We start from the raw sequence: 18,042 nt of genomic DNA, 5'->3' as shown, positions 1-18,042 counted from the left end.
CTCGGGCCATGAGCAGCGAACCGCCGCCCCCGGGCCCCGGCCGGCCACCGGACGACGACCCGTTCAAGAAGCAGCCCCCGCCGGGAGAGGGCACGGGCTCCCCGTACGACCCGCCGCCCGGGTCCGGCGGCGGTTCCCCGTACGACCCGCCGCCCGCGTCGGGTGACCGGACCCCGCCCTACGGCAGCGAGCCGCCCCCGTTCGGCGGCGAGGGCGGGGGACCGTACCAGGAAGGCGGCGACCCCTACGGCGGTGGCGGCCCCTACGGCGGTGACCCGCTCGCCGGCATGCCGCCGCTCGCCGACAGCGGCAAGCGGGTGCTGGCCAGGATCCTGGACATGATCCTGGTGGGCATCGTGGTGTGGCTGCTGTCCTGGGCGTTCGGGGTCACCGAGTACAACATGGACTCGAACAAGATCGAGTACAGCAAGTCGCTCGGGCAGTCCCTGGTGGCCGCGGTGCTCTACGTGGCCTACGACACCGTGATGATCAGCAAGACGGGCCAGACCCTCGGCAAGCGGCTGTTCAACCACCGGGTCGCCAACCTCGACAACGGCTCGACGCCCTCCGTGCAGACCTCCCTGGTCCGCGCCCTGGTCCTGTGGATCCCGTTCGCGTTCTGCTGCGCCTGCATCTGGACGGCGATCGCGGGCGGCTGGAGCTTCTTCGACAAGCCCTACAAGCAGGGCCTGCACGACAAGGCGGCCAAGACGGTGGTGGTCGACACCACCGGCTGACCGCTCCCGCGGGACACCGCCGCACGGGACGGCCGTACGACGGGCCGGGCGGCGGGGGGACACGGCACGACGGCGGGCCCGTGGTTCACGGGCCCGCCGTCGCGGTGAGCGGCCGGGGCGTCCGGGATGCCGGCGGTCCGCCGGTCGCGGGGACCGGGTCGCGCGGGCTCGCGAAAGCGGCCTCAGGGCCCCGCGGGTTCGCGCACCGGCTCGGGTGCGGAGGACGCGGCGGCGGACACGGACGCGGTCTCGCGCCGCGCCGGTACCCGCTCGTGGACGACGGGTGCGGCGGCGGCCGGTGAGGGCTTGGGCAGCGGGACCGTCATGGCCACCAGCAGTCCGAGGGCGAGCGCCGAGAGGGTGATCAGCACGATCCCCAGACTCGAACTCGCCTGTGACAGCAGCAACATGGCGAGAGTGGAGAAGATCACGGTGCAGGAACCGTAGGCGAGCTGTGCGGCGGTCGGACGAGGCATGGCAATCGTGTCCTCGGATGGGGGTTCTCCCCCCGGGTGCCTCTCGCGATGGGGGAGGGTGCGGATAGGTGTCGGGGGTGGGACAACGGTGTCGACGTGGCTGTCCGCCGGGTTCCGACGCTTCGCCAATCGACTCTATTCGCCTGCATGCCCGAGTGGAACGTCCGGTAAGCGTGACCTTACCCACGGTGCCGGTGCACAGGGGGCGCACGGAGTCATCACGTCTGGCAAGTGGGCGTGGGAGCGCGCCCGTTGGGCGTTTCGGGGTCGTTCGGATACCGAACGTAGGCTCCGCATAATGCACTTGCCAGGTTCAAGTCAAGATCTGTTTTTTCTTTGGTAACTCCGGTCAAATGTCGTCACTTGAATCGCGCAGACGCTCGCGGACCTCCATGACCCGGAACCCCCTCCGCGTGAACGTGCGCGGGGGAGGACATCAAGTGACCAACAGACCATGGACGTTCAGAGCAGCCGCGGTGGGCGTCGCCCTCGCGGCGGCAACCGCCACGTTCTCGACGTACGCCGTGGCGCAGGCCGATGCGGCCCACGCGTCACCGGTCGTGGAACGCCACGACCCCCAGCCGGTCCGGAACACGGTCGACCACGACCTCGACGGCCCGCTGAGCAAGACCCAGAACGCCCAGCGCCAGGAGGCGCTGAACCAGGTCATCTCCGGCGACGCCAAGGTCCAGAACCGTCACGGTTCCAAGGTCGTCCAGCTGAAGAGCAAGAAGGGCAGCTCCAAGTACGTGGAGCTCGGCCGCGAGAAGACCGACAAGATCTTCACGATCCTGGTCGAGTTCGGCGACAAGACGGACCCCAAGTTCGGCGGCACCGCCGGGCCCGCGCACAACCAGATAGCCGCGCCGGACCGTGCGAAGGACAACAGCACGGCCTGGCAGGCGGACTACAACCAGAAGCACTTCCAGAACCTCTACTTCGGCACCGGCAAGAACACCGAGTCGATGAAGAAGTTCTACGAGACGCAGTCCTCGGGCCGCTACTCGGTCGACGGCGAGGTCGCCGACTGGGTCAAGGTGCCCTACAACGAGGCGCGTTACGGCAACAACGCCTGCGGCAGCACGAACTGCCCGAGCGTGTGGAACGTCGTCAAGGACGGCGTCACCGCGTGGGTCGCCCAGCAGAAGGCGGCCGGCAAGACCGACGCGGCCGTCAAGGCGGACCTGGCCCAGTTCGACCAGTGGGACCGCTACGACTACGACGGCGACGGCAACTTCAACGAGCCGGACGGCTACATCGACCACTTCCAGATCGTGCACGCCGGCGAGGACGAGTCCGCGGGCGGCGGCGCCCAGGGCAAGGACGCGATCTGGGCCCACCGCTGGTACGCCTTCGGCACCGACGCGGGCGCCACGGGTCCCGCGGACAACAAGCTCGGCGGCGCGCAGATCGGCGACTCCGGCATCTGGGTCGGCGACTACACCATCCAGCCGGAGAACGGCGGACTCGGCGTCTTCGCCCACGAGTACGGCCACGACCTCGGTCTGCCGGACCACTACGACACCGCCGGCGGCGACAACTCCACCGGCTTCTGGACCCTGATGTCCTCGGGCTCCTGGCTCGGCACGGGCAAGCAGTCCATCGGCGACCTCCCCGGCGATTTCAACGCCTGGGACAAGCTCCAGCTGGGCTGGTTGAACTACGACACCGCCAAGGCCGGCAAGCAGTCCACCCACAAGCTGGGCGTCGCCGAGTACAACACCTGGAACAAGCAGGCACTCGTCGTCAACCTGCCGGACAAGGACGTCACGACCACGGTCGTCAACCCCGCTCAGGGCTCGTCCCAGTGGTGGAGCGGCAGCGGTGACAACCTGAAGAACACGCTGACCCGGTCCGTGGACCTCACGGGCAAGTCCTCGGCGAAGCTGACCCTCGACGGCTGGTACGACATCGAGGCGAACTACGACTACCTGTACACCGAGGTCTCGACCGACGGCGGCGCCAACTGGACCGCCCTGGACGGCACGGTGGACGGCGCCGCCATCCCGCGCGACGGCAGCGACAAGCCCGCCCTCACCGGCACGGTCGACGCGTACAAGAAGCTCGTGTACCCGCTCGACGCCTACGCGGGCAAGAAGATCGACATCCGCTTCCGCTACCAGAGCGACGGCGGCGTGGCGCTCAAGGGCTTCGCGGCCGACGAGATCGGCGTCACCGCCGACGGCACCGCGCTCTTCTCGGACAACGCCGAGACGGCCGACCCCGCTTGGACCGCCGCGGGCTTCTCCCGCATCGGCGGCTCGTTCACCAAGAGCTACGCGCAGTACTACCTCGCGGAGAACCGCCAGTACGTCTCGTACGACAAGACCCTCAAGGTCGGCCCGTACAACTTCGGCTTCTCGACGACCCGTCCGGACTGGGTGGAGCACTACGCCTACCAGCCCGGCCTGTTGATCTGGAAGTGGGACACCTCGCAGGCGGACAACAACACCAGCCAGCACCCGGGTGTCGGCCTCGCGCTTCCGGTCGACTCGCACCCGAAGGCCCTGTGGTGGGACAACGGCACGCTGATGCGCAACCGCATCCAGGCCTACGACTCCCCGTTCAGCCTGTACCGCACGAGCGGTATCACGCTGCACAGCGCCGACGTCGCCACGAAGATCCCGTCGTCGAAGGGCGTGTCGGTCTTCAACGACCACACCAGCGACTACTACGACAACCGGAACCCGACCGGCGGCGTCAAGATCACTGACACCAACACCAAGATCGAGATCGTCCAGCAGGCCAAGGACGGCTCGACGATCTCCCTCAAGGTCGGCCCTGCGGTGAAGTAACAGCATTTTCGCAGGTCAGAAGCGTATCGGCGGCAACCCCTGGCGGGTTGCCGCCGATCGTGTTTAGGTGCGTCCTGTGCCCGGCTTATTGACACCGACATCGACACCGACTCACACGGGGGTGTGACCGCATGGCCGCAGGAGGCTTCTCCAGACTGCCCAACGGCAGCGTCGTCGTGGCGCTGAACCTGCCCAGTCCGGCAGGTCCGGCGGGCGGCTGCGTGCGGTTCCTGGTCGTCGCCCCCAACCGGGCCCGCGCCCTGACCCGGCTGCGGAACCTGGGGCTGCGCGCCGTCTACCTCCGGGGCAACGCGGCCCCGCCGACCCCCGACGAGATCACCGCGGTCCTGCACCACCCCGACGGGTTCCTGTGGCGCACGGCCCCCGAGAGCGGCTGCACGGAGCTCAGTCAGGAGCTGTGGCACCCGGTCAGGACCCTGCTCAGACGTCCGGCACCGCCGGCCGTCACGTGTCCCGGGCCGTGGAGGTCCGGGAACGTGTCCTAGGTCGTGTCCGCACAGCCTCGCCTGCCCCGACCTAGACCACCGGCTTGCCCGTGAGCTCGACGCCGGCGGCGCGCATCTCCTCCAGCGCCCGCTGTGTCGTCTCCTCGGCCACTCCGGCCGTCAGGTCCAACAGGACCGTCGTGCGGAAGCCCTGCCGCGCCGCGTCCAGGGCGGTGGCCTTCACGCAGTGGTCGGTCGCGATGCCGACGACGTCCACCTCGCCGATGCCGCGGGCGCGCAGCCAGTCGCCCAGGGCCACCCCGTTCTCGTCGGCGCCCTCGAAGCCGCTGTACGCCGCCGCGTAGGCACCCTTGTCGAAGACCGTGTCGATGGCGCCCGAGGCGACGGCCGGGGCGAAGTTCGGGTGGAAGCCCACCCCCTCGGTCCCGGCCACGCAGTGCGCGGGCCAGGAGTGCACGTAGTCGGGGTTGTCGGCGAAGTGGCCCCCGGGGGCGATGTGGAGGTCCCGGGTGGCGACCACGTGCCGGTAGCCGGCGGGCGCCTGCCCGATCAGCTCCGTGACGGCGGCGGCCACGTCGGCGCCCCCGGCCACCGCGAGGCTGCCTCCCTCGCAGAAGTCGTTCTGCACGTCTACGACGATCAAGGCGCGGCGCATGGGCTGTGTCCTTCGGCTATGGGTGCGGCAGACAAGGGTGCGGGCCCGGCCGTTGAACTACCGAGCCTAGAGAATTCCGGGGCGGTGCGGGAGGGGGCGTTCGGCTTCCACGGCCCGCGCGGGCACGCTGCCGTTGCATTCCCGCTCACCGTGGGTTCATGCGCGGTGCCACCCCGGTAACGCCCGCACCACCCGCCCCGGGCGTCTCAGACGTATTCGGTGGAGATCACCGGCTCGCCGCGTGACAGCTGGGTCGCCGACAGCGGCAGCCGGGCGCGGGCCTGCGCGTGCCGGTCCCGTACGACGTCGAGCGACTCGCGGGACAGAACCTGACCGCCCTTGACCAGCTCGACCAGAAGCTGCTGGTCGGCCAGCTCGGCGGGCACCGGCCCGACGCCGATGACCTCGGCCTCCGCGACGCCCTGCCCGTCCAGGCGCCGGGCGGCCCACTTGCGGCCGCCGACGGACGTCTTGCCGCCCGTGGACTTCTTGGCCACCGGCACCAGCGGTGCCCTCGGGTCGGCCGACTCCGCGCGGGCGACCAGTTTGTAGACCATCGAGCACGTCGGATGGCCGGATCCCGTCACCAGCTGGGTGCCGACGCCGTACGCGTCCACGGGCGCCGCCGCGAGCGAGGCGATGGCGTACTCGTCGAGGTCCGAGGTCACGACGATCTTCGTGTCCCGCGCGCCCAGCTCGTCCAGCTGCCGGCGCACCCGGTGGGCGACGAGCAGCAGGTCGCCGGAGTCGATGCGCACCGCGCCGAGTCCGGGCCCGGCGACCTCGACGGCCGTGCGGACCGCCTCGGCCACGTCGTAGGTGTCCACGAGCAGGGTGGTGCCGCGGCCCAGCGAGTCCACCTGGGCCCGGAAGGCGTCCCGCTCGTGGTCGTGCAGGAGCGTGAAGGCGTGCGCGGAGGTGCCCACGGTCGGGATGCCGTAGCGGAAGCCGGCGGCCAGGTCGGAGGTGCTGGTGAACCCGCCGATGTACGCGGCGCGCGAGGCGGCCACCGCGGCCAGCTCGTGGGTGCGTCGGGCGCCCATCTCGATCAGCGGGCGGGTTCCGGCGGCGGAGGACATGCGGGAGGCGGCCGCCGCGATGGCGGAGTCGTGGTTGAGGACCGAGAGGATCACCGTCTCCAGGAGCACGCACTCCGCGAAGCTGCCCTCGACCCGCAGGACGGGCGAGCCCGGGAAGTACACCTCGCCCTCGGGGTAGCCCCAGATGTCCCCGCCGAAGCGGTAGGAGGCGAGCCACTCCAGGGTCGGCTCGTCCACGATCCCGCGCTCACGCAGGAAGCCGAGGATGTCCGGGTCGAAGCGGAAGTTCTCGACCGCGTCCAGGACGCGTCCGGTGCCCGCGAGGACCCCGTAGCGCCGTCCTTCCGGCAGCCGGCGGGTGAAGACCTCGAAGACCGAGCGACGCCCGGCGGTCCCGGCCGCGAGCGCGGCCTGCAACATCGTCAGCTCGTACTGGTCCGTGAAGAGCGCCGTAGACGGAACTTCCACCGGCAGCCCAAGGTCCGCTGTGTTCATGGCAGGGATCGTACCCCCATTTCGTCAGTTTGACGATTTCTCTCGGACCGGCGATTCCCGGCGCGCCCGGAGCCCTGTCCGGAGCCCTGTTCCGGGGCCCGTTTATGCGGGCGCCCCCCTCGGGTGGGAGCATGGGCGTGTGACGGCTCCCGCACCTCTAGAGATCGAGAAGACCGAGTCGGCGGAGGAGGTCTTCGCCGTACCCGAGCCGGACGTCCCCTGGGTCACGATCGTCCACAACGACCCGGTCAACCTCATGAGCTACGTGACGTATGTCTTCCAGTCGTACTTCGGCTATCCCAAGGACAAGGCCACCAAGCTGATGATGGACGTCCATCACAAGGGCCGGGCCGTCGTCTCCAGCGGCACGCGCGAGGAGATGGAACGCGATGTGCAGGCCATGCACGGCTACGGTCTGTGGGCCACCCTTCAGCAGGACCGGAAGTAGCCGGCCCCTGTCAACCGACCGCCCGCAGGACCGGAAGTAGCGAACTCACTCCATGCCCGGACACTTCGAACCGCTCCCCGGCGGCGGCGCGGCCGTCGCGCTCGACGAGGTCGAGATCTCCATCATCCGCACCCTCGCCGTCCAGCTCCTGGAGCTCATCGGTCCCGGTCCCGCGGAGAACGCCTCCGCCGACCCGCTCGCCGAGCTGTTCGCCGAGGGCCCCAGCGAACCGCCGAGCGACCCGGTCCTCAAGCGCCTGTTCCCCGACGCCTACAGCGGCCCCGGCGTCGAGGCCGACACGCCCGAGCAGGCCGACGAGCAGCAGGCCCACTCCGCCGAGTTCCGCCGCTTCACCGAGAACGACCTGCGCGCGGGCAAGCGGGAGAACGCCCTCACGGTGATCCGCTCGCTCGACGCGCTGACACCCGGCGGCGACGGCGGAGCGGTCCTGGAACTGACCGCCGCCCAGTCCGAGCAGTGGCTGCGCGCCCTCAACGACCTGCGCCTGGCCATCGGTTCGCGGCTCGACGTCGTCGACGAGGAGGACACCGAACTCCTCTACCACCTCCCCGACGAGGACCCGCGCAAGCCGATGGTGATGGCGTACCTCTGGCTGGGCGGCCTCCAGGAGACCCTGGTCAGCACGCTCCTGCCCTGATCCGCAGGCCGAGAACGGCACCGCTCGCGGTCGCTCAGCGGACGCTCAAATCCGGATAACGATCACGTCACCGTAACCGCGTCCTTTGGGGCGCGGTTCATCGTTTTGTCCGGTTCTTCCTGTGGTCTGCGCAACATCGGCCGCCCCCGATCAACGCCGCCGCCGTGATAGATCTTCACGACCGCCCGGCAGGACACCACCCATGTCCCGCCGGGTGCGCCACCGAGCCGGCGGACCGCCGGCCAGGCACAAGCTCCACCTGTCCGGGGGGATCGGAAGCCGATTCGAAGCCGTGGTACCGGCTCGGACCGGTTTGGAGAAAGGCGCACGAGACATGACCTCATCGCAGGTCGGCAAGAGTCACGACGGCAGTGAGGCCGTGGGCGGCGACGCCCCCGAAGAGGGGTACGAGCGCGGGCTCGGCAGCCGTCAGGTCCAGATGATCGCGATCGGCGGCGCCATCGGCGTCGGCCTCTTCCTGGGGGCCGGGGCGAACATCGCCAAGGCCGGACCCAGCCTGATCATGATGTACGCCCTCGCCGGCGTGATCATCTTCTTCATCATGCGGGCGCTCGGCGAGCTCCTGCTCTACCGCCCGGTCTCGGGATCCTTCGCGGAGTACTCCCGCGAGTTCCTCGGCCCGTTCTTCGGCTACTTCACCGGCTGGACGTACTGGCTGATGTGGGTGGTCACCGGCATGGCCGAGCTCACGGCCGCCGCGATCTACGTCCACTACTGGTTCCCGGCGGTCCACCAATGGGTGACCGCGCTGGTCTTCCTGGTCGTCCTGTTCGTGGCCAACCTGATCTCCGTGAAGCTCTTCGGAGAGATCGAGTTCTGGTTCTCGATGGTCAAGGTCACCGCCCTGCTCGGCATGATCATCATCGGCATCGGCGTCCTGACCTTCGGCTTCAGCTCCGCCGGTGACACCGCCTCCGTCAGCAACCTCTGGCAGTTCGACGGCTTCTTCCCCAACGGCATCGGCTCCTCCCTGATGACCCTCCAGGGCGTCATGTTCGCCTACCTCGCCGTCGAGCTCGTCGGCGTCACCGCGGGCGAGTCCGAGGACCCCGAGAAGACCCTCCCGAAGGCCATCAACACCCTCCCGTGGCGCATCGCCCTCTTCTACGTCGGCGCCCTCACGGTCATCCTCTGCGTCGTGAAGTGGACCGAGTTCGCGCCGAACGTGAGCCCCTTCGTCGCGGCCTTCGCGAAGATCGGCATCCCGGCCGGCGCCGGCATCGTCAACTTCGTGGTCCTCACCGCCGCCCTGTCCTCCTGCAACTCCGGCATGTACTCCACCGGCCGCATGCTGCGGAACCTGGCCGAGAGCGGCGAGGCCCCGAAGGTCTTCAGCAAGCTGTCCTCCACCAAGACGCCCGCGTTCGGCGTCACGGTCTCCGTGCTCTTCATGGGCATCGGCGTGATCCTCAACTACGTCGCCCCCGGGAAGGCCTTCGGCTACGTCACCTCGGTGGCCACCGCGGCCGGCATCTGGACCTGGCTGATGATCCTCGTCAGCCACATCCTCTACCGCCGCGCCGTCGACGCCGGCCGGCTGCCCGCCTCCTCCTTCCCCGCCCCGGGCGGCGCGAAGTGCAGCTATGTGGCCGTCGCGTTCCTTCTCTTCGTCACCGGCCTGATCGCCTACGACGCCGAGTCCCGCATCTGCCTGTACGTGATGGCCGTCTGGGCCGCCGCCCTCGCCGTCGGCTGGGCGATCCTCAAGGCGCGCAACCCCCAGGTCACCGAACGCCGCGAGCCGGAACTCGAAAAGGTCGGCTGACCGCCACCACGGACGTCCGGCCCACAGGCCACCGCTCAGGATGTCCGGCATACGGGCCGTCCCGTACCACGCCTCGGTACGGGACGGCCCTTCTGTCTATCCTGACCAGCATGCTGACCATCACCGAGGCCCTGTTCGACCAGATCGTCGCCCACGCGCGCCAGGACCACCCCGACGAGGCGTGCGGCGTCGTCGCGGGCCCCGCCGGCACCGACCGCCCCGAGCGCTTCATCCCGATGCTCAACGCGGCCCGCTCGCCCACGTTCTACGAGTTCGACTCCGGCGATCTGCTCAAGCTCTACCGCGAGATGGACGACCGCGACGAGGAACCCGTCGTCATCTACCACTCGCACACCGCGACCGAGGCCTACCCCTCCCGCACCGACCTCGCCTACGCGAACGAACCCGGCGCGCACTACGTCCTCGTCTCCACGGCGGACACCGACGACTCCGGACCCTTCCAGTTCCGCTCGTACCGCATCGTGGAGGGTGAGGTCACGGAGGAGGAGGTCAAGGTCGTAGAGACCTACTGATCTCACCCATCGGCCTCAAAGCGTCCGGAATGCGAGATCACACTCCGGGGCCCGTCCCGGGAATCGATACGATGAGCCCATGGTTCGTAACGACGTGAGCGACAAGACGCCGGGCATGCTGCTCGTGGCGCGGCTGCACGTCGACCTCTGTAGGTCGCAAAGCGCCATCTGTACGCACTGACCTGCCGCCGTCGTACGGCCGGAGAGCCGCGGCTCCGCAACCGGCGTACCCCTGCCCCGCCCGCGCTGCCGCGCGTCTTCCGACCTGACACACCTTCCGACAGGAGCCCGCAACCATGGCCATCGAGGTCCGCATCCCCACCATCCTCCGCACCTACACCAACGGCGAGAAGGCCGTCGAGGGCGGCGGAGCGACCCTCGCCGAGCTGTTCACCGACCTCGACACCCGTCACGCGGGCATCCGGGCCCGGATCGTGGACGGCGGCGAGCTGCGCCGGTTCGTCAACGTCTACCTCAACGACGAGGACGTCCGCTTCCTCGACGGCATCAACACCAAGCTGACCGACGGCGACAACGTCACCATCCTGCCGGCCGTCGCCGGCGGCATGGCCTGATCGGACCCTGGTCTCCGATGCGCTACGACTCCCCGCTCGCCGCGGTCGGCAACACCCCTCTGGTGCGCCTGCCGCGACTGTCGCCGTCCGCGGACGTCCGAATCTGGGCGAAACTGGAGGACCGCAACCCGACCGGCTCCGTCAAGGACCGGCCGGCCCTCCACATGATCGAGCAGGCGGAGAAGGACGGCAGGCTCACCCCGGGCTGCACGATCCTGGAGCCGACCAGCGGCAACACCGGCATCTCCCTGGCCATGGCCGCGAAGCTCAAGGGCTACCGCATGGTCTGCGTGATGCCCGAGAACACCTCCCAGGAACGCCGTGACCTGCTCGGCATGTGGGGCGCCGAGATCATCCCCAGCCCGGCCGCCGGCGGTTCCAACACCGCCGTGCGCCTGGCCAAGGAACTCTCCGCCCAGCACCCGGACTGGGTGATGCTCTACCAGTACGGCAACCCGGACAACGCCGGCGCCCACTACGCCACGACGGGCCCGGAGATCCTCGCCGACCTCCCGTCCATCACCCACTTCGTGGCGGGCCTCGGCACCACCGGCACCCTCATGGGCGTCGGCCGCTACCTGCGCGAACACAAGCCGGACGTCAGGATCGTCGCCGCGGAACCGCGCTACGACGACCTGGTCTACGGCCTCAGGAACCTGGACGAGGGCTTCGTGCCGGAGCTGTACGACGCCTCCGTCCTCACCACCCGCTTCTCCGTCGGCTCGGCGGACGCGGTCACCCGCACCCGGGAACTCCTCCAGCAGGAGGGCATCTTCGCGGGCGTCTCCACCGGAGCCGCGCTGCACGCCGCGATCGGCGTCGGCAACAAGGCCGTCAAGGCCGGGGAGACGGCCGACATCGCCTTCGTGGTCGCCGACGGCGGCTGGAAGTACCTGTCGACGGGCGTCTACACGGCGGCGACGACCGAAGAGGCCATCGCGACACTGCAAGGCCAGCTCTGGGCCTAGCCACACACGGACTCACCGAGGGGCGCGCGGACCGGACGACGGTCCGCGCGCCCCTCGGCGTTTCCGTCGGCCCGCGGGAGCGGCTCATCGGGTCGGACGGTCGGCCGGGGGAGCGGTTCGACGGGTCCGACGGTCGGCCGGGGGAGCGGTTCAGCGGGCCAGATAGCGGACCTGGTCCCACAGCACCGGGTCCACCACACCGACCCGCCGCCGGAAGTCACCGACCGGCACCTCACGCAGCTCGTCCGTCTCCAGGAAACTCGGCCGCCCCTGGGCGTCCCCCACCGCACCCGGAGGCAGCGGGATCACCCCCGGCCGCTCGTCGTGGTACTTGCTGGTGATCTTCGCGACGGTCACCCGCTTCCCGCGCACCACCAACACCAGACACGGCCGGTCCTTGGCCCCCGGCCCGTCCTCGTACGGGACGTTCGCCCACCAGATCTCCGCCGCCCGCGGCAGCCGCCCACCGCGCCCGGTTGCGCTGCGGCGCGGTCCCCGGCCCCGGCCCGGCGGACGCGTCCGTCCGGCCGGCCGGCGCCCGCGGCGCCCCCAGCCGTCCACCAGTGCCGCGACCAGCGCGAGCAGAACCACCGCCGCCAACGCGAGCCACCAGGACGTGTCCACAGCAAAGAAGGTACCGGCGCGCGCGTACCCCCGCCCGCCCTGGGACACCCCGCGTTTCCGGAAGGCTGTCCGAACTGATCCAAACGCCGCGCCCCACGTCCATCCGAACCGGTGACAGCACAGGTGAGTTCGCCCACAACGGCCCCTGGCGGAGGAGCGACCCGCCCTTTTGCGCCTTACGCTCGACGGACCGCACGACCCCCGTCTCCCCCCTTTCCAGCTGATACCCGCCAGCGGAGGTTTCTGCTTTATGAAGCTCACCGTCGTCGGCTGCTCGGGGTCGTTCCCGTCCGCGGAATCGGCCTGTTCGAGCTACCTCGTAGAGGCCGACGGCTTCCGGCTGCTCCTCGACATGGGCAACGGTGCCCTGGGCGAGTTGCAGCGCCACTGCGGTCTCTACGACCTCGACGCGATCTTCCTGAGCCATCTGCACGCCGACCACTGCATCGACATGTGCGCCTACTTCGTCGCGCGCTACTACCGGCACGACGGCGGCCGCTGCGCCCCGCTCCCGGTCTACGGCCCCGAGGGAACCGAGCACCGTCTGACCACGGCCTACGCCGACACGCCGTCCGCGTCCTCGATGAGCGAGGTCTTCGACTTCCACACGGTCAAGCCGTCCACGTTCGAGATCGGCCCCTTCACCGTGCACACCGAACGGGTGGCGCACCCCGTGGAGGCGTACGGCATCCGGGTGGAACACGGCGGACGTTCGTTGACGTACTCCGGTGACACCGGGGTGACCGGGGCCCTGGACGAACTGGCCCGGGACACGGACCTGTTCCTGTGCGAGGCCGCGTTCACCCACGGCAAGGAGAACATCCCCGGCCTCCACCTCAACGGCCTGGAGGCCGGCGAGACCGCCGCCCGCGCGGGCGCCCGCCGCCTGGTCCTCACCCACATCCCCCCGTGGACGGACGCCGCCACCAACCTGACGGACGCCCGTACGGCGTACGAGGGCCCGGTGGACCTGGCGGTACCCGGGGCGATGTACGAGATCTGACGCCCCGGCGTACGCGAAGGCCCCCGGAACCAGACGGTTCCGGGGGCCTTCGGCCGTACGGCGGGACGGCTCACGCCTTGGTGAGGTCCTCGATCTCCTCGTCGGGCTCACGGCCCGGGGTGGGGAGGTTGAACTTGGTGATCGCGAAGCGGAAGACCACGTAGTAGATCGCGCCGAACACCAGACCGATCGGAATGATCAGCCAGGGCTTGGTGGCCAGGTTCCAGTTCAGCGCGTAGTCGATGAAGCCCGCGGAGAACGTGAAGCCCGCGTGGACACCGAGCGCCCAGGTGACCGCCAGGGACAGGGCGGTCAGCACCGCGTGGATCGCGTACAGCAGCGGGGCGATGAACATGAACGAGAACTCGATCGGCTCGGTCACACCCGTCACGAACGAGGTCAGCGCCAGCGAGATCATCATGCCCATCACGGCCTTGCGGCGCTCGGGGCGGGCGGAGTGCGCGATGGCGATCGCGGCGGCCGGCAGACCGAACATCATGATCGGGAAGAAGCCCGACATGAACATTCCGGCGCTCGGGTCACCGGCGAAGAACCGGTTGAGGTCACCGTGGACGACCACGCCCGCGGAGTTCTTGAAGTCGCCGATCTGGAACCAGGACACGGCGTTCACGAACTGGTGCATGCCGACCGGGATGAGCGCGCGGTTGATGAGACCGAACAGGCCCGCGCCGACCGTGCCGAGACCGGTGATCCACTCGCCGAAGTGGGAGATGCCGGTGCCGATCGGCTCCCAGACCAGGCCGAAGAAGACACCCATGGCCGTGCCGACGAACGCCATGATGATCGGCACCAGACGGCGGCCGTTGAAGAAGCCGAGCCAGTCCACCAGCTGCTTGCGGTGGTAGCGCTGCCACAGCACGGCGGAGAGCAGACCCATGATGATGCCGCCGAGGACACCGGGGTTGTTGTAGGTCGCCGCTATGTCGGCGCCCTTCTGGATCTTCGCCTCGGTGACCGGGAAGGCCTTGAGCACGTTGCTGTAGACCAGGAAGCCGACCAGGGCGGCGAGCGCGGTGGAGCCGTCCGCCTTCTTGGCGAAGCCGATCGCCACACCGATGCAGAACAGCATCGGCAGGTTGTCGAAGATCGCGCCGCCGGCGGTGGCGAACACCTCCGTGACCTTGTCGGGCAGGTGCAGCTTCTGCGCGATGTCCGGCACTCCCAGACGCAGCAGGATGCCCGCCGCCGGAAGCACGGCGATCGGCAGCTGCAGGCTGCGGCCGACCTTCTGCAAGCCCTGGAACAGGCCTGATCCCCGCTTCTTCGCGGGTGCCGCCGAGACGGTGGCGGTGCTCATAGTTCCTCCATGCGCTGGGCGCTGCCCGGGGGACGGGAAAGGGGTACGACAGGGTTCGGCAGCGGCCATGTGGTCTACACCACCAGTGGTGTAGACCTGTTGTAGCACGGTGAAGGCTGGATAAGGAAGGTGCCAATTTTGTGGCCTCGGCCATAACGGGAAGAGAAGATTCCGCTCATGCGGAAGGCCCCCGGACCGGCAGGTCAAGGGGCCTTCCGCAAGAGCGCGCCAGGCGGTTCGTGTGGAGGTCTACGCCTTCGTGGTGTCCTCGACCTCCTCGTCCGGTTCCCGCCCCGGGGTCTTCAGATCGAACTTTGTGATCGCGAACCGGAAGATGACGTAGTAGACGACGGCGAAGCACAGGCCGATCGGGATGATCAGCCATGGCTTGGTCGCCAGGTTCCAGTTGATGACGTAGTCGATCAGACCCGCCGAGAAGCTGAACCCGTCGTGCACGCCGAGCCCCCAGCTCACCGCCATCGACACCCCCGTGAGCACCGCGTGCACCGCGTACAGCAGCGGCGCGATGAACAGGAACGAGTACTCGATCGGCTCGGTGATCCCCGTGACGAACGACGTCAGCGCCACCGACAGCATCAGACCGCCCACCTCCTTGCGGCGGTGCGGCTTCGCGCAGTGCGTCATCGCCAGCGCGGCCGCCGGCAGCGCGAACATCATGATCGGGAAGAAGCCCGTCAGGAACTGCCCCGCGTGCGGGTCGCCCGCCAGGAACATGTTGATGTCGCCGTGCACCACCGTGCCGTCGGGCTTGGTGTAACTGCCGAACTGGAACCAGATGGGCACGTTCAGGAACTGGTGCAGACCGATCACCAGCAGGGCCCGGTTCGCGAGACCGAAAACGCCCGCGCCCCACGAGCCCGCGTGGTGCAGCCAGTCGCTGAAGCTCTCCAGGCCGTCACCGATCGGCGGCCACACCCACAGGCACAGCGCCGCGAACCCGATCGCCACGAACGACATCAGGATCGGCACCAGGCGGCGTCCGTTGAAGAAGCCGAGCCAGTCCACCAGCTTCGTACGGTGGAACCGGACCCAGAACCAGGCCGCCAGCAGACCCATGACGATGCCGCCGAACACACCGGGGTTCTGGAACGTGAACGCCGTCACGCCGCCGCCGGTCTCGGTGACCTGGCAGCCGATGCCCGGAATGGCCTTCGAACCGCCCGGGCAGCCCTGGGGAAACTGGTGCAGCACGCCGTAGTAGACGAGGAAGCCCGCCACCGCCGCGAGCGCCGTCGACCCGTCGGCCTTCTTCGCCATGCCGATCGACACACCGATGCAGAACAGCAGGGGCAGCCCGAGCGAGCCGTCGAGCAGGGCGCCGCCCGCGCCCACCATCACCTTGGAGAGGTTGTTCCACCCGAGTCCCTCGTCCCCGAACACGTCCGGCTGGCCGAGCCGGTTGAGGATGCCCGCCGCCGGCAGCACCGCGATCGGCAACTGGAGGCTGCGGCCCATCTTTTGCAGCCCCTGGAAAGCCTTGTGCCAGCGGGCGCGCGCGGGCGAAACATCACTGACGGCACTCATGGGCGTCCTCCGGGCGGGCCGGTTTGGCGACTACCCGCTGACTGGTGTAGACCAGTTGACGACGGGTCGCTCTGTCGTGACCGCCATCCTTCGGCACCGACGACATGACCGCTCGCGAAGATGGGCCAACTGTGGGTTACTGCGACAAAGCGGTTCTGATCAGGGAGATAGGACATGGCCACCAAGGCTGAGAAGATCGTCGCCGGGCTCGGCGGCATCGACAACATCGAAGAGGTCGAAGGCTGCATCACGCGCCTGCGCACCGAGGTCAAGGACCCCTCACTCGTCGACGAGGCCGCCCTGAAGGCCGCAGGCGCCCACGGCGTCGTCAAGATGGGCAACGCCATCCAGGTCGTCATCGGCACCGACGCCGACCCCATCGCCGCCGACATCGAAGACCTGATGTGACCAGCATCTGACCCGAGCGAACCGGCCCACCGAAGCCACCCGGGAGCGCCACGCGCCGCCCACCGCTTCAGGAGCACCCGCTCACCCGCTCACCCGTGAGGGGCTGATTCCGCCACCGGCGGACAGCCCCTCACGCCTGTGCGGATAGGCTCGACACCATGTCTCGAATCGACGGTCGCACCCCCGAACAGCTGCGCCCCATCACCATCCAGCGCGGCTGGAGCAAGCACGCCGAGGGCTCCGTCCTCGTCTCCTTCGGCGACACCAAGGTCTTCTGCACGGCCTCCGTCACCGAAGGCGTCCCGCGCTGGCGCAAGGGCAGCGGCGAAGGCTGGGTCACCGCCGAATACTCCATGCTCCCCCGCGCCACCAACACCCGCGGCGACCGCGAATCCGTCCGCGGCAAGATCGGCGGCCGCACCCACGAGATCAGCCGCCTCATCGGCCGCTCCCTGCGCGCCGTCATCGACTACAAGGCCCTCGGCGAGAACACCATCGTCCTCGACTGCGACGTCCTCCAGGCCGACGGCGGCACCCGCACCGCCGCCATCACCGGCGCCTACGTCGCCCTCGCCGACGCCGTCACCTGGGCCCAGGGCAAGAAGCTCGTCCGGGCCGGCCGCAAACCGCTCACCGGCACCGTCTCCGCCGTCTCCGTCGGCATCGTCGGCGGCGTCCCCCTCCTCGACCTCTGCTACGAGGAGGACGTCAGGGCCGACACCGACATGAACGTCGTGTGCACCGGCGACGGCCGCTTCGTCGAGGTCCAGGGCACCGCCGAGGCCGAGCCCTTCGACCGCAAGGAACTCAACGCCCTGCTCGACCTCGCCGTCGGCGGCTGCGACGAACTCGCCGCCATCCAGCGCGCGGTACTCGAAGAAGCCTCGCAGGCAACCGCGGGTTAACCCTGAGCGTTCTTATGGGTACGGGCGTACGGTCCAGCCGTGCGCCCGTCGGCCCCTTCGGGCGGACCGGGCCGACCGCACAGCGGACCGGTCCGGTGCGCGGACGTGGCCGCACCACACCATGCCCACGGGGAGGGACCGTTCCATGGCCGCGCGCCACCGCAACCGCCGCCGTACCGCCGCACTCGCACTCGTCGCCGCACTCGTCGCCCTGCCGGCGGCCGTCGGCTGTGACGCGGTCGGCAAGGCGCTCGACTGCGTGCAGACCGCCGACTCCATAGCCGACAGCGTCACCGCGCTCCAACAGGCCGTCGAGAACGCCGCGAACGACCCGACGCAGACCGACGCGTCCCTCAACGCCATCGAGAACAACCTCGACAGGATCGGCGACAAGACCGACAACGCCGACGTCAACAAGGCGGTCGACGAGCTGAACAAGGCCGTCGCGAACGTCCGCACCGCCGTCAAGAACGGCGACACCACGCCCGACATCAGCCCCGTCACGGCGGCGGCGGGCGAACTGACGAAGGTGTGCACGCCGTAGGGCAGCCGGGCTGGCCGGGTCAGCCGGACCAGCCGGACCAGCCGGACCAGCCGGGTCAGCCG

At 69.3% G+C, this 18,042-nt stretch carries 20 protein-coding genes; 14 read left to right on the top strand and 6 right to left on the bottom strand.

From position 1 onward, the window contains the following. The first annotated feature begins 8 nt into the window (after nucleotides 1-8). Nucleotides 9-737 (top strand): RDD family protein, encoded by a 729-nt coding sequence (locus tag ACZ4AA_RS03930; RefSeq protein ID WP_467594742.1) that lies wholly within the window; start codon nucleotides 9-11, stop codon nucleotides 735-737. A gap of 182 nt (nucleotides 738-919) precedes the next feature. On the opposite strand, the gene ACZ4AA_RS03925 is transcribed toward ACZ4AA_RS03930, so the two are convergent. Further along, nucleotides 920-1,213, bottom strand: a complete 294-nt coding sequence (locus ACZ4AA_RS03925; RefSeq protein ID WP_467594739.1) for a hypothetical protein — start codon at nucleotides 1,211-1,213, stop codon at nucleotides 920-922. 440 nt (nucleotides 1,214-1,653) lie between these two features. Here ACZ4AA_RS03925 and ACZ4AA_RS03920 point away from each other — a divergent pair, with 440 nt between their 5' ends. Both ACZ4AA_RS03920 and ACZ4AA_RS03915 read left to right on the top strand, forming a co-directional pair. After that, a complete protein-coding gene (locus ACZ4AA_RS03920; protein ID WP_467594736.1) occupies nucleotides 1,654-4,008 on the top strand; it encodes an immune inhibitor A domain-containing protein in 2,355 nt (784 codons plus the stop codon). A gap of 131 nt (nucleotides 4,009-4,139) precedes the next feature. Then, entirely contained in the window at nucleotides 4,140-4,514 is a 375-nt protein-coding gene (locus ACZ4AA_RS03915) for a hypothetical protein (RefSeq protein ID WP_467594733.1), read from the top strand. A gap of 31 nt (nucleotides 4,515-4,545) precedes the next feature. On the opposite strand, the gene ACZ4AA_RS03910 is transcribed toward ACZ4AA_RS03915, so the two are convergent. Both ACZ4AA_RS03910 and ACZ4AA_RS03905 read right to left on the bottom strand, forming a co-directional pair. Continuing rightward, nucleotides 4,546-5,130 carry an isochorismatase family protein gene (locus ACZ4AA_RS03910; RefSeq protein ID WP_467594729.1) on the bottom strand — a complete coding sequence of 195 codons (585 nt, stop codon included), beginning with the start codon at nucleotides 5,128-5,130 and terminating at the stop codon, nucleotides 4,546-4,548. A gap of 206 nt (nucleotides 5,131-5,336) precedes the next feature. Further along, nucleotides 5,337-6,665, bottom strand: a complete 1,329-nt coding sequence (locus tag ACZ4AA_RS03905) for a nicotinate phosphoribosyltransferase (protein ID WP_467594726.1) — start codon at nucleotides 6,663-6,665, stop codon at nucleotides 5,337-5,339. A gap of 139 nt (nucleotides 6,666-6,804) precedes the next feature. Between ACZ4AA_RS03905 and clpS the strand changes: the two genes are divergently transcribed. The 7 genes from clpS (at nucleotide 6,805) to ACZ4AA_RS03870 (ending at nucleotide 11,633) form a co-directional block, all read left to right on the top strand. Continuing rightward, nucleotides 6,805-7,113 carry an ATP-dependent Clp protease adapter ClpS gene (clpS, locus tag ACZ4AA_RS03900; RefSeq protein WP_467594722.1) on the top strand — a complete coding sequence of 103 codons (309 nt, stop codon included), beginning with the start codon at nucleotides 6,805-6,807 and terminating at the stop codon, nucleotides 7,111-7,113. A 52-nt stretch (nucleotides 7,114-7,165) separates the two neighbouring features. Continuing rightward, the gene (locus ACZ4AA_RS03895) at nucleotides 7,166-7,771 is read left to right on the top strand and encodes a DUF2017 domain-containing protein (RefSeq protein ID WP_467594718.1); all 606 of its coding nucleotides are present in this window, start codon (nucleotides 7,166-7,168) and stop codon (nucleotides 7,769-7,771) included. A gap of 334 nt (nucleotides 7,772-8,105) precedes the next feature. Further along, nucleotides 8,106-9,557: an amino acid permease gene (locus ACZ4AA_RS03890; RefSeq protein WP_467594715.1), complete on the top strand. Its 1,452-nt coding sequence runs from the start codon at nucleotides 8,106-8,108 to the stop codon at nucleotides 9,555-9,557. A 110-nt stretch (nucleotides 9,558-9,667) separates the two neighbouring features. Then, nucleotides 9,668-10,090 (top strand): M67 family metallopeptidase, encoded by a 423-nt coding sequence (locus ACZ4AA_RS03885; protein ID WP_467594712.1) that lies wholly within the window; start codon nucleotides 9,668-9,670, stop codon nucleotides 10,088-10,090. A gap of 79 nt (nucleotides 10,091-10,169) precedes the next feature. Next, on the top strand, nucleotides 10,170-10,271 hold the full coding sequence (locus ACZ4AA_RS03880; protein ID WP_467594709.1) for a putative leader peptide: 102 nt from the start codon (nucleotides 10,170-10,172) through the stop codon (nucleotides 10,269-10,271). A gap of 115 nt (nucleotides 10,272-10,386) precedes the next feature. Then, a complete protein-coding gene (locus tag ACZ4AA_RS03875; RefSeq protein ID WP_037619201.1) occupies nucleotides 10,387-10,665 on the top strand; it encodes a MoaD/ThiS family protein in 279 nt (92 codons plus the stop codon). 17 nt (nucleotides 10,666-10,682) lie between these two features. Continuing rightward, a complete protein-coding gene (locus ACZ4AA_RS03870) occupies nucleotides 10,683-11,633 on the top strand; it encodes a PLP-dependent cysteine synthase family protein (protein WP_467594706.1) in 951 nt (316 codons plus the stop codon). Nucleotides 11,634-11,783: 150 nt separating this feature from the next. Here the strand turns inward: ACZ4AA_RS03870 and ACZ4AA_RS03865 are convergent, their stop codons facing one another. Beyond that, complete coding sequence (locus ACZ4AA_RS03865; RefSeq protein WP_467594702.1) at nucleotides 11,784-12,257, bottom strand: type II toxin-antitoxin system PemK/MazF family toxin; 474 nt, start codon at nucleotides 12,255-12,257, stop codon at nucleotides 11,784-11,786. Nucleotides 12,258-12,507: 250 nt separating this feature from the next. Between ACZ4AA_RS03865 and ACZ4AA_RS03860 the strand changes: the two genes are divergently transcribed. Continuing rightward, entirely contained in the window at nucleotides 12,508-13,260 is a 753-nt protein-coding gene (locus ACZ4AA_RS03860) for an MBL fold metallo-hydrolase (protein ID WP_467594698.1), read from the top strand. A gap of 70 nt (nucleotides 13,261-13,330) precedes the next feature. Here ACZ4AA_RS03860 and ACZ4AA_RS03855 read toward each other — a convergent pair whose 3' ends face one another. Both ACZ4AA_RS03855 and ACZ4AA_RS03850 read right to left on the bottom strand, forming a co-directional pair. Next, the gene (locus ACZ4AA_RS03855) at nucleotides 13,331-14,578 is read right to left on the bottom strand and encodes a PTS transporter subunit EIIC (protein ID WP_467594696.1); all 1,248 of its coding nucleotides are present in this window, start codon (nucleotides 14,576-14,578) and stop codon (nucleotides 13,331-13,333) included. 249 nt (nucleotides 14,579-14,827) lie between these two features. Further along, complete coding sequence (locus ACZ4AA_RS03850; RefSeq protein ID WP_467594694.1) at nucleotides 14,828-16,123, bottom strand: PTS transporter subunit EIIC; 1,296 nt, start codon at nucleotides 16,121-16,123, stop codon at nucleotides 14,828-14,830. Nucleotides 16,124-16,297: 174 nt separating this feature from the next. Between ACZ4AA_RS03850 and ACZ4AA_RS03845 the strand changes: the two genes are divergently transcribed. The 3 genes from ACZ4AA_RS03845 (at nucleotide 16,298) to ACZ4AA_RS03835 (ending at nucleotide 17,980) form a co-directional block, all read left to right on the top strand. Further along, entirely contained in the window at nucleotides 16,298-16,531 is a 234-nt protein-coding gene (locus ACZ4AA_RS03845; protein WP_339129571.1) for a PTS sugar transporter subunit IIB, read from the top strand. A 158-nt stretch (nucleotides 16,532-16,689) separates the two neighbouring features. Beyond that, nucleotides 16,690-17,436, top strand: a complete 747-nt coding sequence (rph, locus tag ACZ4AA_RS03840; RefSeq protein ID WP_467594688.1) for a ribonuclease PH — start codon at nucleotides 16,690-16,692, stop codon at nucleotides 17,434-17,436. Nucleotides 17,437-17,581: 145 nt separating this feature from the next. Beyond that, complete coding sequence (locus ACZ4AA_RS03835; protein WP_467594682.1) at nucleotides 17,582-17,980, top strand: hypothetical protein; 399 nt, start codon at nucleotides 17,582-17,584, stop codon at nucleotides 17,978-17,980. Nucleotides 17,981-18,042 lie beyond the last annotated feature (62 nt).

This window comes from Streptomyces sp. NPDC024698, from assembly GCF_055559015.1.
This window is presented reverse-complemented; position numbering and strand designations above follow the sequence as displayed.